The sequence below is a fragment of the Mycobacterium sp. NTMscope_MAC_269 genome, from assembly GCF_976985695.1.
In genome coordinates this window covers 1,184,354-1,198,851 of the sequence record NZ_OZ335668.1, presented here as the reverse complement: position 1 = coordinate 1,198,851, position 14,498 = coordinate 1,184,354, and the positions used below count along the sequence as shown (strand labels likewise).

Genomic DNA, 14,498 nt, shown 5'->3' with positions numbered 1-14,498 from the left:
GCCATCGCCTACCCCACGACCACCGGAAGGATTCGTCGTGAAATTTGCCCTGGCGAGCTATGGAACTCGCGGCGATGTCGAGCCCTGCACAGCCGTGGGCCGCGAACTGCAGCGGCGCGGGCACGAGGTTCGCCTGGCGGTCCCGCCCAACCTGGTCGCGCTGGTCGAGTCGGCCGGGCTCACGGCGGCCGCCTACGGGCCCGACCAGCAGGACGGCTTCTGGGACACCGACTTCCTCGGCAAGTTCTGGAATTTCCCGGAGGTGCGAAGGAGGTGGCGCGAAGCCCAGGACATGCTCGTCCAATCCTGGGCGGACATGAGTGCGGCCCTGGCATCGCTGTCTGAGGGGGCCGACCTGGTGTTCACCGGCCCGGGCTTCCCGGGCGTCGCGGCAGACGTGGCCGAACACCTCGACCTTCCGTTGGCCACGATGCATTACTTCCCCATGCGGCCCAACGGACAGCTCTCCCCCGGCTTACCCGCACCGCTGGTCCGCTCCGCCATGACGGCGCTGGACTGGACCCAATGGCGGGTGACAAAAAAGGCCGAGGACGCGCAGCGCCGCGCCTTCGGGCTTTCAAAGGCCAAGAGCCCCGCACCGCAGCGGATGGCCGCCCGCGGCGCGTTGGAGATCCAGGCGTACGACGAGGCGTGCTTTCCCGGCCTGGCCGCCGAGTGGGCGAAATGGAAAGACCAGCGGCCGTTTGTCGGCACGCTGACCATGGAGTTGACGACGGACGCCGACGCCGAGGTCGCCTCGTGGATCACCGCGGGAACACCCCCGATCTGCTTCGGCTTCGGCAGCACTGCGGTCGAGTCGCCGGCCGACACGATCACGATGATCGGCGAGGCCTGCGCCCAATTGGGCGAGCGGGCGCTGGTGTGCTCGGGCAAAACGGATTTCACCGGTGCCCCGCAGTTCGACCACGTCAAAGTGGTGGGAGTGGTGAATTACGCGGCGGCCTTTCCCGCGTGCCGCGCGGTGGTGCATCACAGCGGCGCGGGCACCACGGCCGCAGGTCTGCGCGCAGGAGTACCCACGCTGAGCTTATGGAGCATGAGCGACCAGAAGATCTGGGCCGGCCAGGTCGACCGGCTACGAGTGGGAACCGCCCGGCCGTTTTCGAGCACCACCCGAGAAACGCTGGTCGCGGACCTGCGCCGGATCCTGGCTCCCGACTACGTCGCCCGCGCCCGCGAATTGTCTTGTCGGATGACCAAACCCGCCGAAAGCACCGATCGAGCCGCAGACCTCTTGGAAAAGTTCGCCCTCGCGAGGCGCATTTGACTGAATCTCCCAGTACCCCGATAACCACTATGACCTTCGATACCCTTGACGCCGCCGGTGCACGACGACTGCAAGGCTGGGACCAACAATGAGATTTGCCCTGGCGAGTTACGGAACTCGCGGCGACATCGAGCCCTCCGCCGCGGTGGGCCGCGAACTGGTGCGCCGAGGGCACGACGTTCTCCTGGCCGTCCCGCCGGATCTGGTTGGTTTCGTCGAATCGACCGGGCTGGCGGCGGTTCCCTACGGGCCCACGGTGCAGGAGTTCCTCGACGAGGAGTTCCTGCGGAACATGTGGGCGGACTTCTTCCGCAACCCCGTCAGGTTGGTGCTCAAAGTCTGGGATCCGATCATCAAGCACTGGCAAGAGGTGGGCACGGCGCTGAAATCGCTGGCAGACGGTGCCGACCTGCTCAGCACCGGCCTGAATTTCGAGCAGACCGCCGCCAACGTGGCTGAGTACTACGACATTCCGTTGGCCTCGTTGCACCACTTCCCCATGCGCGCCAACGGCCACCTGGTGCCCAGCTTGCCGTCGCCGTTGGTCCGCTCGACGATGACGGCGATCGAGTGGTTGTTTTGGCGCTCGACGAAGAAGATCGACAACGCGCAGCGCCGAGAACTGGGACTGCCCAAGGCAACACATCGCAGCCAGCGTCGGATCGCCGAACGCGGGTGGCTGGAAATTCAGGCCTATGACGACGTGTGCTTCCCTGGCCTGGCCGCCGAATGGGCGACCTGGGCCGCCCGCCGCCCGTTCGTCGGCGCCCTGACGATGGAGTTGACGACCGACGCCGACGACGACGTAGCCTCGTGGATCGCCGCGGGAACACCGCCCATTTGCTTCGGATCCGGGAGCATACCGGTCGAATCCCCCACCGCCACCGTCGAAATGATCAGCACGGCCTGCGCGCAGCTCGGCGAGCGGGCGCTGATCTGCTTCGGCGGCACGGACTTCAGCGGCGTGCCGCATTTCGACCACGTCAAGGTCGTCGGTCCGGTGAACTACGCGTCCATCTTTCCCGCCTGCCGTGCCGTCGTCCATCACGGCGGCTCGGGCACCACCGCCGCGAGCCTGCGCGCGGGTGTCCCGACACTAGCCTTGTGGAGTTCGGCCGACCAGCCGTACTGGGCGGCACAAATCAAGCGCCTCAAGGTCGGTTCCGCCCGGCGCTTTTCGGCCACCACCCCGGACTCTCTGGTGGCGGATCTGCGCACCATCCTCGCCCCGGACTACGCGACTAGAGCCCGCGAACTCTCCACCCGCATGACCAAGCCCGCCGAAAGCATCGAAACCACCGCCGACCTGTTGGAAGATGCGGCTCGCCGCAAAACGCTTGCCTAGCAGACGTTTAACGCTTGCCCGCGGGCGTGGAATTCACCCTGCTGGCGACCGCCTTGAGCGAATCGGGCAGTAACCGCAGGGCCACACCGACGGTTTTGGTGGTCAGCGAACCGCCGACGACCTTGCGATCGCCGCGCATCATCGCCTCGAAGCCCTGCCTGGCAACCTCGGCCGGGTCGTCCTTCGGCTTTTGCCCCGCGCGCGTCTCGTCCATACCCGCGCGGTTGAAGAAGTTGGTCTCGATGGTGCCGGGCAGCAGCGAGGTGACAGTGATTCCGGTATCACGCAATTCGTCCTGCAAGGCCCCGGCGAAGGACTGAACGAACGACTTGGAGGCATGATAAACCGCCTCGAACGGACCGGGAGCCATCGACGCCAGCGACGACGTGAAAAGCACCTTCCCAGTGTCGCGTCGGGTCATGTTACGCAGCACGAGTTTGGCCAGATGCACGGTTGACTTCACGTTGAGGTCGATGATCGACATATCGTGCGCCAGGTCGCCCTCGACGAAACCTCCGCCGCCGCCGATGCCGGCGTTCAGCGCCGCCGCGTCGAGCGGACGATCACCTTCTGTGGCCTGCTGATAGAGCTCTTCGACGCCTTCCGGGGTGCGCAGGTCGACCTGTACCGGCCGCACATCGACACCCCACCGGGACAGCGTGGTGGCCGCTGGGTAGATTCCGTCGTTTTCGGCGGCCACTACCAGGTCATATCCGCGCTGAGCAAAGAGCTCCGCTAGCTCGAGACCAATTCCACTGGACGCGCCGGTGATCAATGCTAATGCCATAGCGAAAGGCCTACCCGCGTGAAAAACCGTGAAACCCGATCGCCACGAAACCGACGCTGCGCTCTCGCAGTTTCCCCGGAACGGCCGAGGTCACCCAGCGCGCGAAAACCGTTGAGAAAAGACCGATTTCGTTACCGAATACCGGTCTTTAACGCGCCGGCTTGATGAGCAGGCCCTGCCCCGTGGGCAATGTGCAGATTTTCACACCCAGTTCGCCGGCAACCTCGTCCATGGCGGCGCGCTGTTCGTCGCGTCCACGATTCGCGTAGTCGTCCAGGAGCACGAAGGCACCGGGAGTCAGGCGTGGCCAAAAGAACCGCAGCGCAGCGACTTCGGGTGGAGCGCAGTTCATGTCGATATGCAGGTACGCCACGGTCGGCGCATCGACCTGCTCGAGCGTCTCCGGAACCGCGCCGACGATGATGCGCTGGTTCTTCCATTGCGCGAAATTGGCGCGGACGCTGTCCACACCGTTGACGTACATTCCGTTGCGCAGGTGTCCCGCGCTCGTTTCCAGCGCCCCGGCCTGGCGTTCGTTGTCGGTGACGAACCGCGGGTCGAGACCGGCGAAAGTGTCGAGCAGGTAGAACGTCTTGCCCAGCCGATCCCAATCGAGGTACTCCATGATGGCACTGCTCAAGAACCCGTAACTGACGCCGCACTCGACGAAGTCGCCTTCGAGTTGGCTGGCGCTGGCCGCCGCCCACAGACCCACGTGCACGCGCCATTGCCACTGGTACCAATCCTCGTTGCCGAGGGAGCGGGCACCACGCTGATAGGCGCGCTGGAATTCGGGGTCGTCGAGAAACGCGTGAAAATTGTTGAACGTGATCAACGCATCGTTGGCGTAGACGTCAGGCAGCAACGTGCGCGCCAGCCAGTATTCGGTGCGTACCCACCACATCCTGAGGCGGGTGCCGGTTGTCAGCCCTGTTGCCACGGCGGACACCATAACATCGGCGCGTGCCGCTTCCGGCGCAAACGGGAGCGGCCCACCATCTCCGTGTTTCGCCCATCCTGCATCGAAGGGCAAACCGTCTCGTACACCTAGAGTTTCAGCGTTCTCTCAGGACTTACGCCACAGCACGCCGGTGCCGTCGATCTCGACGATCTCGTCGGTCACCCCATGCTTGGTGCGGTAATCCGTCACCGCCTGCGCGCAGGCCTTGATCGCGTGATAGTCGTCGACGATGCAAAAGCCCCCTGGCGACAACCGAGGGTAGAGCGCGTCGAGCGCCTGAATCGTCGACTCGTAAAGGTCGCCGTCGAGCCGCAACACGGAGATGCGATCGATCGGGGCGTCCTGCAGGGTGTCCTTGAACCAGCCCGGAAGGAAACGCACCTGGTCATCGAGCAGCCCGTAGCGTTCGAAATTGGACTTGACTTCCGTTTCCGGCACACCCAGGATTCGCGCGTGGCGATGCAGCCGGATCCCCTTATCCGCCTTGTAATTGACGGTGTCGGGTGGCGGCACTCCGGCGAACGAATCGCACAACCACACGGTGCGCTTCTCGTCTCCATGGGCTGCCAAGACGGCGCGCATCAAGATGGAGGCGCCGCCGCGCCACACGCCGCACTCGACCAGATCACCGGGGACGTCGTCTTCCAGGACCGTCTCCACGCAGTGCTGCAGACTGGTCAGCCGCTGCATCCCGATCATCGTCAGGGCATCCGCCGGCCAGTCCAGACCCAAGTCGCGCGCGTTTTTGTTGAATGGCCGCTTGCGCACGAGCAGCAGATTGCGCGTACTGAACAGGGGACGTCCCAGGCGGTACAACCCCACCGGCACCAACTCGTCGCTGCCATACCTGGTGAGGTCACGCCGGAGCAGATCGAGGTATGCAAACCGCGTGTCGTGATCGGTCACCGCCAAAGCTGCCCCTTACTCCGCGTGCCAGTAGTACCGGTAGAGAGCCTAGACGTCCGTCGACGCCGTCAATGCGTTTCGCAGTGTATCCGTCACCGACTGCTCAGCGACTTCGCTCTGCGGATACGCCGGGAACACACCGCCCCGAGCGGGCGAATTCTTCCAGCAGATCGACGGCGTGCCCTGCACTCTCGGCGGGTTTGCTCATCCGGGTCGCCAACTCACGGGCGCGGGTGAGGTATTCCGGGGCAAGGATTTTCCGCAGGTCTGCCACGACGGTTTCGGGCGTGCTGGCCGAAAACCGTCGGGATGTACCCACCTTCAACTGCTTGATGTGCGAACCCCACAGGGGCTGATCGCCCGCCGTCCAGAGGATCAGCGAGGGAATCCCCGCGCGCAGACCAGCAGCCGTGGTGCCCGAGCCGCCGTGATGAACGACCGCGCGGCAGGCGGGGAAGACCTTCGTGTAATTGACCACGCCCACGACCTTGACGTGATCCAACTGCGGGACGTCGCTGAAATCACTCCAACCGGAGCAGATCAACGCCCGCTCCCCCAATTCCGCGCAGGCAGCGCCAATCATCTTCACCGTATCGGCCGGCGATTCGGCGACCGGCATGCTGCCGAAACCGAAACAGATCGGAGGCGTGCCCTGGGCGATCCACGCCAACACCTCGTCATCGCACTCGGTGGTCAATTCCATGGTCAACGAGCCCACAAACGGCCGCTGGCCACCCCACTTCGCCCACTCCTTGGCCAACCCGGGGAAACAAACGTCGTCGTAGGCCTGGATTTCCAGAGAGCCGCGCTCGGCGATCCGTCGCGGCGAGGCCACCGAGGCGGTGGGCAGGCCGAGCTCACGGCGCTGCCGATCCTCGGCCTTCTTGTTCATCCGCCAGCACATCCAGTCGTACACGGCCATGCCGGTGCGGACCATGGGTCCGGGCATGCCCGGAACGAGCCGGCCGTTAGGGCGCATCGGAATGTAGTGCAGTGTGGCCATCGGGATGCCGTAGTAGTCGGCGACGTTGATCGCCAGATCCTGGTAAAGCTGCCCGCTGAACAGCAAATCGGCCCCGGCCCCCACCGACATCAGCGCCGAGCTCATTTCCTGCCAGTTTTTCAGTACCGGTTCCCAGGCTTCCCGCATCAACTTGACCGGGCCGCGGACGAAGTTCTTGAAGAAGTCGCGAATGAACTCGTCGCTCCAAAAATCATGCATATCCGGCCCGTACGGGATCGCCGGCAGACCGGCCTCCTCGGCCAGATCGACAAGGTTAGGCGGAACGGCCATGCGTACCGAGTGACCTCTGCGCATCAGTTCACGACCGATGGTGAGGCAAGGCTCGATATCGCCACGCGTTCCATAGCTTGCCACAGCAAATTTCATCGCGACTGTTACCTTAATCAATCTCCGACGGCACGGGCAACTTTGACTGCGGCGTTTCCGCTCGGTAATCTGCCGCCCGGCATTGGCGCTGGGGCTTGGTCGGTGTCATTGGTTGTCGTTGTTCCGCAACGGATTTGGCATCCCGGAGCCACGCGGGATGGCAACGGTGCACCGGGATTGCCGAGTGCGACAAAGCCAACCCCATCGGCCATTCCCCCCGACCGTAGAAGTATGACGACCCTTGGGCAGTGTGGCTAAAGCCCAGGTGTCGTCGCCTGATCCTCCCGTAGTCTGCCAGACGATCGACAGCGTGTCCGCGAAAACGGGAAGTCGGCCCGGACCCATCCCCGTATCGAAGCCGATAACAAATTGAACTATTCCCCCAGCACAACGCCCCTAAACCAGTTTGCTGCGTCAGGTGCGGCTTCGTGAGCTGACGAACTTTTCGACGACATCGGCGGCCTTCACGACGCTGTCCGCCGGCTTGGTCATCCGGGCGGCGATCTCGCGGGCGCGCCGGGCGTAATCCGGGGTGAGGATCCGGCTCAGATCCTCCACCAACGATTTGCGATCGGTCGCCGAAAACCGTCGTGTCGTACCGACTTTCAGCCGCTTGAGCTGAGCTCCCCAAATCGTCTGATTGGCATCCATCGACAGGATCAGCGTGGGAACGCCGGCACGCAGGCTGGCCGCAGTGGTTCCCGATCCGCCGTGGTGAACGACGGCACGGCAGACAGGAAAGATCGTCGCGTAATTCACCGGGCCCACCACCCTGACGTGATCGGCCAGCGGGACCCCGGTGAAGTCGCTCCTGCCGGCGCAGATCAACGCCCGCTCGCCCAGCTGCGTGCAGGCGGAACTGATCATTTCGACGGTGTCGGCCGGAGATTCGACGGGCATGCTGCCGAAGCCGAAGCAGATCGGCGGTGTCCCCGCGTGGATCCAGGACATCACGTCGTCGTCGGCCTCCGTGGTCAACTCCATCGTCAGCGTGCCGACAAAGGGTCGCAGGCCGTCCCATTTCGCCCATTCGTCGGCCAGCCCGGGAAAGCAGGCCTCGTCATAGGCCTGGATTTCCAGCGACCCGCGGTCGGCGATCCGCCGCGGCGACGGCGCCGTCGCCTTGGGCAGCCCGAGTTGCCGGCGCTGAGTGTCCTCGACCTTTTTGTTCAGGCGCCAGCAGTACCAGTCGAACGCCGTCATTGCCGAGCGGGCCAACGGCGGCGGCAGTATCGAAACGACCTGGCCGTTGGGCCGCATGGGGACGTGGTGCAAGGTGGCCAGCGGAAGGTCGTAATACTCCGCGACGTTGGCGGCGGTCTCCTGGTAACTCTGCCCGGCGAACAGCAGGTCGGCGCCGTCCGCCAACGTCATGAGTGTCGTGTTCATCTGCGCCCAGCACTGATCACTGAGATCCCACATCTCGCGCCACATGCCGCGCATCTCCTGGATCTTCCAGAAGCCGCGGAAGAAAGAGGTCCAGAAGTTGCGGTACACATCCAGCCAGGCCTGCGAGTCCAGCCCGTAAGGGACCGCAGTCAGCCCCGCCGCCTCGGTGAAGCTCACCGAGTCCGGTGGGACGGCCATGACCATGTCATGGCCCCTGCGCTGCAGTTCGCGGGCGACCACGACGGAAGGCTCGATGTCGCCGCGCGTCCCGTAGCTGGCCAGCACACATTTCATCGCGAATCCAAGCCCTTCGGTTGCGCCATCACGGTGATGCACCGATCACTTTAAAGACCGACGATCTCCCCAGCACCGGTTTGCGCGACTGCGCAGGCTGCGCGATTGGGGCCCAAGATCGTCACGGCTTGCGCCACAGCACGCCGGTGCCGTCGATTTCCTCGATCTGCGCGGTGACGCCGTGTGCCGTGCGGTAATCGGCCACCGCCTGCCGGCATGCGTCGATGGCGTGGTAGTCGTCGATGATGCAAAAACCGCCCGACGACAGCCGCGGGTAGAGGGCATCGAGCGCCTGGATCGTCGATTCGTAAAGGTCACCGTCGAGCCGCAACACCGAAATGCGATCGATCGGGGCATCCTGCAGGGTGTCCTTGAACCACCCCGGAATGAAACGAACCCGGTCATCGAGCAATCCATACCGCTCGAAATTCGATTTGACCTGCGCTTGCGGCACCGCGAGCACGCCCGCGGCGCGATGCAGTTTGATGCCTTTGTCCGCCTCGTAATGCGCGGTGTCCGGGGGCGGGACCCCTTCGAAGGAATCGCACAGCCACACGGACCGCTTCTCGTCCCCGTAGGCCGACAACACGGCGCGCATCAAAATCGACGCCCCGCCACGCCACACGCCGCACTCGACCAGGTCACCGGGGACGTCTTCCGCCAGAACGGTCTCCACGCAGCGCTGCAGGCTGGCCAACCGCTGCATGCCGATCATCGTCAGAGCGTCGGCCGGCCAATCCAGGCCCAACTTCCGGGCGTGCTCGTTGAACGGACGCTTGCGGACCAACATCAGGTTGCGGGTGCTGAAAAGAGGGCGCCCCAAATGGTTCCAGCCCACCGGCACCAGCTCGTCGCTGCCGTAGCGGGTGAGGTTACGTCGCAGCAGGTCAAGGTAAGCGGATCGGGTATCGAGGAACGGAGATCGCATGTCACGATCGGTCACGGTCAAAGCTGCCCCCTGGTTCAAAGTGAAAGACTGGCGGTGGTGACCCGTCCCTGCCCCTACCGGGGAGTAGCAACCATCATAGGCGTTAATAAGCACTGCTTAGGCGACCGCAGGTCACCGCCAGGCCGGACTTCTCAGCGGCGTCCCGCCTGTTCAACGACGGGACGGACCGCTTCGTTCGATCCGGCGGCGGCCTCGGGCCGCTCGCCGATCCAATCGAGGAGCACGCGCAAACCGTCGTCGAGTGTCCACTTCGGATGCCAGTCGAGCTCGTTGATGGCCGGCTCGATGTCGCAGCTCGCGGCGCGGACGTCGCCGTCGCGGAATTTTCCGACGACGGTCGGTGCGGGCGCGTCACACATGGCGGCGATCGTGTTGGCCAGCTCGTGGATGGTGGTGGCGTGGCCGGACCCGATGTCGAGACAGCGAGGCCGGGTTGCCGGGCGCTCGACCGCCGCAAACAGCGCGTCGACGACGGCGTCGATGTAGACGAAATCGCGCACGATGCGGCCGTCTTCGTAGACCTCCAACGCAAGTCCCTGGCGCGCCAACCGCGCGAACAGGGCGACGATTCCGGTGTACGAGTTGGTCAGCGATTGCCCCGGTCCGTAGACGTTCTGCAAACGCAGCACGCTGAGTTTGGTGTCATGCGCGGACGTCCAGGCGGCCATCAAGTGTTCCTGGGCTAACTTGGTCGCCGCATACACGTTGGTGGGTCGCGGTTCGGTTCGGTCGGCGCGGCTCGGCAACGGCACCGCCTGCTCACCCGCAGGACCCTGCGGATCCCAGAGGCCCGCGACGAGTTGCGCGTGACTGCGGGGTCGCGGGTAGAAGATCTGCGAGCCCAATTGCCACGAGCCCTCGCCGTACACCGCCCTCGATGACGCCAGGACGAGTTGTTCGGGCACGAGTCCCGAGCGGCTCAGCGCGTCGAGGAGCTGGGTGGTTCCGACGACGTTCACCGAGCCGTGTCGCGTCGCCTCGGACAGCGATTGCGCGGTTCCCGTCTCGGCGGCCAGGTGCACGACCTGGGTGGGGCGGAACAGCCGCAGCACCGCGTCGAAGTCGGGTGCATGGGTGACGTCGCCGGTGAACAAGCGCACCGACGGCGGCAGCTCGATCGGCCGATCTCCCCCGTGCACCTGGGGATGCAGCACATCCATCACGGCGACGTCGTATCCGGCTTCCAGGAGACGACGTGCGAGCGCCGACCCGATGAATCCCGCCCCGCCGGTGATGAGCACGGACGCTGACACGAATCGACGCCTCCCTTTTTCCGATGCTGAAGGAATATGCGATCGGCGCATTCGCCGTGATCGCGGTCCGGTCGATCATATCGGGGACTTACCGCAGTATCAGGGGATTCCGCCGAGCAGATCGGCGACGGGGCCGCAGCGCATGCGCGAAAGGCGCTACGCCCAAGTGCCCCTGTGCCGGTGGGCCATTGCGAGAACTTCCATTACCGGCCTGGCGATGGCCGGCCGGAAAAGCCGGAACAGCATGCTGTTCGACAAGCCGTGAAAATCCTCGTACGCCTTACGGAAATCGCGCTCGCTTGCCCGGTAAGCCGCGAAAACGCGGTCCAACGTTGACATGTCGATGGGGTCGTCCTGCGCGGCCTCGCGAAGCGATTCGTAGACCGTCGAAATCCAATCGGCGCCGAAAAGATCGGTCACCGGGCCGCAGTGCCGTTGCCGATGCAATCCGGGGGTGAGGAAGCTGTCGATGGCGTCCTCTTCCTGGGTGTGCAATTCGATCGGCAGTTCCGTGGAGATCCGTTTCATTTCCCGACGCCAGTCGTCGAGGAGGTTCGCGTAGTCGACGAAGACCCGCGGCACGCCGCGTGAATTTCGTTCGGCCAGGATGTTGCACTTCAGCCACAAGGCGCTCGCGAGTGCGGGAGAGACGTGCCAGGACTTCACGATCGACGAAATCACCTCTTGCGGATGACGTACCGCGATCACCGAGGCGACGTCGAACCCCGCGCTGCGCGCCGCCTCGAACCACAGGTCGGACAGTGTCGTGATGCGGGGTTCTTTGATCACCACGAGCGGCGCCGCCGGCAGGGTGGACAGATACTCCGTGACTTTGGCGACGCAGGCCTTGTTTTCTTTGGTGGGTGAATCGTCATCCAGGAAGCGAAGCGAGGGGTCGTACCAATTGGTCCCCAGACGGCGCAGGATCGTTTCGTTGAGCGAGATGGCCGCTCGCGGTTCCCAATACCCGAGCGGATTGTTGGCGTCGGCGCCCAGCATCGCGGCGGGCAGCGTGCCACCGCACAGCGAGAGCACCCGGGTGAGCGCCGAGGTACCTGACCGTTGCGGTCCCAGCACGAAAAGGGCCACCGGGCGGTTTCCGGCGCCGAGGGAGTTGGAGGACGTGGCGGCGTTTTCGACGGGCTTGGTCATGCGGGCCAATCTCATCGCGAATCCAAACCTTTCACTGGTCTTGCACCTGAGCGACTTTCGGAGTTTGGTTGATATCCAGGGGTTTCCGATTTGGAGTAGGCGCGTCGATGCGCGCAGCAACTACTCGGAATCGACACCATCGCGCCCACTACGATGTCGGCGAGCTAAATCCCGGCCCGCTCAACAACTTTGGCAAAGAGGAGACGACCTGCCGCACTCCTCATGCAGAGTCAGGCTTGACGTGCGACCGGCAACTTCTGCCCCCCGTGAGAACCATCTAATTATTGCGCCCGCAAAAGACTATAGAAGGCCCAAACGATCCAGGTGCCGTTTTTACGAAACTGTTTTTCTTACTTAACCTTTGGGCGTTCGCGATGAGGATTAGGCCCAGGCGCCCCTGCGCCGGTGCACCATCGCGGCGACCTCGAGGATCCGCTTGACGATAAACGGCCGGAACACCCGGCGGAGCATGCTGTTGGTGCGGGCGTGGAAATCCGTGAAGGCCATCCGGAAATCTCGCTCCCCGGCCTGATACGACTCGAAAACCCGATCCAGGGTCGCTACGTGCAGGGGGTAGTCCTGCGCGGCCCCGCGCAGCGCCTCGTAGACGGCGGAGATCCAGTCCGCACCGAAATGGTCCGCCACCGGGCCGCCGTATCGCTGGCGACGAAGTTCGGGGGTGAGAAATTCCTCGATGGCGCCTTCGTCGGCGGTGTCCAGATCGATTTCCAGCGTGGCGGCGATGCGCTTGATCTCTCGATGCCAGTCGTCGAGGAGGTTGCCGTAGTCGACGAACACGCGCGGGATCCCGCGGGTGTGCCGCTCGGCGAGCAGGTTGTACTTGAGCCACAATGCGCTCGAGAGCTCCGGCGAGGTGTTCACGTACTTCGCCGCCGAGGCGACAACCTCTTGCGGGTGGCGCACCGCAATCGCGGCGGCGACGTCGAAGCCGACCTGGCGCGCCGCCTCGAACCACAGGCTGGTCAGCGCCGTGATCCTCGGCTCCTTGATGACCACCAGCGGCGCCGCAGGCAGCGTGCCCAGATACGCCGCGATCTCCGCGATACAGGACGCCTTCTCCTCGGCGCCGAACGCGCACTCCTCCTGTAGACGCAGCGTCGGGTCGTACCAGTTGCTGTCGTGGCGGCGCAGGATCGTTTCGTTGAGCATGATCGCCGCGCGCGGCTCCCAATAGCCGCGCGGGTTGTTCCCGTCGGCGCCGCACATTCCGGCCGGCAGCGTGCTGCCGCACAGCGACAAGACCCGGGTCAGCGCCGACGTCCCGGACCTCGCCATGCCCAGCACGAACAGCGCAACCGGACGGACGGCGGTTCCGGCACGGGCGGCAGGGTCGGGGAGATTGGCGAGTTGAGTCGTCCGGGGAGCTGTCATCGCGGACCCACACCTTTCCGTTGCGCGTCATGCGCGCGTCATGCGGCCCCCGGGGATCACGGGTCATTATGCATGAGTTTGCAATTTCTGGGGCAAAGTTCAATTACCCGTCGCCGGCAATCCCGTCGCGCACCCATGAGGCCTCTTCAGCAACGTGCATTAGCAGGCCAAAGAGCATCGATCTGCGCGCCTTTTAATATCTCCAGCTAAAGGTGAGATCGAGGTTATGCACCGCGCAATTAGTCGCCCGCGGCGGCGGTGTGCGCGGGCGGTTGCGACTCAGCGGCCGCCACCCCGTCCTCTACACGAACTTTGCGCTTGAAGCGGGATTTGAGCGCAAGCGCCCGCTTTTCCACCAGGAACCAGCTCAGTGCGGCCAGCGGCAGAGTTGCGACGCCGGCGACAACGGTGAACGCGAGGGGATGCAAGAAGCCGAGACCACAGATCACCAACAGCTGCTGCATGGGCCAGGCGTAGATGTACACGCCGTAGGAAAGGTCCGTCCGCAATCTCAGGCGCTGCTGGTGGATCAGCGCTCCAGAAACGACGACAGCATAGGCCAGCGGAATGGCCGCGACTATCCGGTAATTATGAACCAGCAAACCGGCCACCACCACGATGACCGCGCTCGCCGCGACCAGTGACCATCGGGCGGGAATCTTGTCCTGGTACTGATGCAGGAGCGCTCCGGCAGCGAAAACGAGGGCGAACCGCGTGATCATCTGGAAAATATTCTCCAGCGAGCCAATGGGGTACGAAACCACAGCCGCCGCCACCAGGAACACAACGAACACCACCGGAGCCGGCCACCGCCGCTTGAGGAGCCCGGCTACCCCGCACACGGCAATGGCGATGTAGCAGAAGAATTCGAATATGAGGGTCCACAGCACGCCGTCCCACACACCCGGGAAGGGAACATTGCGCGGCGTTCCGTCGATGCCGGCGTAGTACACGTTCAATACGGCGTTGTTCAGCACGTACAAGGCCGGCGAGGGAGACAGCAGCAGCTTGGCGGGCGAACCCCCTTGGATGGCCACGGCGATCGGGGCGATGACGAAAGCCACCACGGCCAGGCAGACCCACAGCCCCGGAAAGATGCGAAGGATCCGGGCGACGAAGTACTCGCGCAGCCGCGGGTTGCGCACCCAGCTCGCCGTGATGAGGAATCCCGAGATGGCGAAGAATCCGTCGACCCACACCTGGGTGAGCAGCTGCTCGATCGGCGGGTAGATCTTGCGGCCGGTGAGCGGCCAGGAGTGCTGCAGGATGACGCCGGACGCCAGCACCAGTCGCCAGGCGTTCAGTGCGTTACTTCGGGTGTCGAAGGCCTGGGCGAGCGTCGGGCTCATCGACCATGGCCGCTTTGGCCCGCGACTGGCAATGGCACTGGCG

The 14,498-nt window shown here is 64.4% G+C and carries 12 protein-coding genes; 2 read left to right on the top strand and 10 right to left on the bottom strand.

All coding sequences use genetic code 11. The annotated features are described in order from the left end of the window. Positions 1-37: 37 nt before the first annotated feature. Positions 38-1,288 carry a glycosyltransferase gene (locus ACZ50Z_RS06020; RefSeq protein WP_464482713.1) on the top strand — a complete coding sequence of 417 codons (1,251 nt, stop codon included), beginning with the start codon at positions 38-40 and terminating at the stop codon, positions 1,286-1,288. Between the two features lie 88 nt (positions 1,289-1,376). Next, positions 1,377-2,633, top strand: coding sequence for a glycosyltransferase (locus tag ACZ50Z_RS06015; protein ID WP_464482712.1), 1,257 nt, complete (start codon positions 1,377-1,379; stop codon positions 2,631-2,633). Between the two features lie 7 nt (positions 2,634-2,640). Here ACZ50Z_RS06015 and ACZ50Z_RS06010 read toward each other — a convergent pair whose 3' ends face one another. From ACZ50Z_RS06010 to ACZ50Z_RS05965, 10 genes are all read right to left on the bottom strand, one after another. After that, complete coding sequence (locus tag ACZ50Z_RS06010; RefSeq protein WP_464482711.1) at positions 2,641-3,420, bottom strand: SDR family NAD(P)-dependent oxidoreductase; 780 nt, start codon at positions 3,418-3,420, stop codon at positions 2,641-2,643. 148 nt (positions 3,421-3,568) lie between these two features. Further along, the gene (locus tag ACZ50Z_RS06005; RefSeq protein WP_464482710.1) at positions 3,569-4,372 is read right to left on the bottom strand and encodes a class I SAM-dependent methyltransferase; all 804 of its coding nucleotides are present in this window, start codon (positions 4,370-4,372) and stop codon (positions 3,569-3,571) included. Between the two features lie 114 nt (positions 4,373-4,486). Next, the gene (locus ACZ50Z_RS06000; RefSeq protein ID WP_464482709.1) at positions 4,487-5,293 is read right to left on the bottom strand and encodes a TylF/MycF/NovP-related O-methyltransferase; all 807 of its coding nucleotides are present in this window, start codon (positions 5,291-5,293) and stop codon (positions 4,487-4,489) included. A 97-nt stretch (positions 5,294-5,390) separates the two neighbouring features. Continuing rightward, positions 5,391-6,677: a glycosyltransferase gene (locus ACZ50Z_RS05995; RefSeq protein WP_464482708.1), complete on the bottom strand. Its 1,287-nt coding sequence runs from the start codon at positions 6,675-6,677 to the stop codon at positions 5,391-5,393. Between the two features lie 414 nt (positions 6,678-7,091). Continuing rightward, positions 7,092-8,360 (bottom strand): glycosyltransferase, encoded by a 1,269-nt coding sequence (locus ACZ50Z_RS05990; RefSeq protein WP_464482707.1) that lies wholly within the window; start codon positions 8,358-8,360, stop codon positions 7,092-7,094. Between the two features lie 121 nt (positions 8,361-8,481). Continuing rightward, positions 8,482-9,288 carry a TylF/MycF/NovP-related O-methyltransferase gene (locus tag ACZ50Z_RS05985; protein WP_464486112.1) on the bottom strand — a complete coding sequence of 269 codons (807 nt, stop codon included), beginning with the start codon at positions 9,286-9,288 and terminating at the stop codon, positions 8,482-8,484. A gap of 152 nt (positions 9,289-9,440) precedes the next feature. Beyond that, positions 9,441-10,550, bottom strand: coding sequence for an NAD-dependent epimerase/dehydratase family protein (locus ACZ50Z_RS05980; RefSeq protein WP_464486111.1), 1,110 nt, complete (start codon positions 10,548-10,550; stop codon positions 9,441-9,443). Between the two features lie 168 nt (positions 10,551-10,718). Next, the gene (locus ACZ50Z_RS05975; protein ID WP_464482706.1) at positions 10,719-11,729 is read right to left on the bottom strand and encodes a sulfotransferase family protein; all 1,011 of its coding nucleotides are present in this window, start codon (positions 11,727-11,729) and stop codon (positions 10,719-10,721) included. Between the two features lie 366 nt (positions 11,730-12,095). After that, positions 12,096-13,010: a sulfotransferase family protein gene (locus ACZ50Z_RS05970; protein WP_464486110.1), complete on the bottom strand. Its 915-nt coding sequence runs from the start codon at positions 13,008-13,010 to the stop codon at positions 12,096-12,098. A gap of 335 nt (positions 13,011-13,345) precedes the next feature. Then, positions 13,346-14,455, bottom strand: coding sequence for an acyltransferase family protein (locus ACZ50Z_RS05965; protein ID WP_464482705.1), 1,110 nt, complete (start codon positions 14,453-14,455; stop codon positions 13,346-13,348). Between the last annotated feature and the right edge of the window lie 43 nt (positions 14,456-14,498).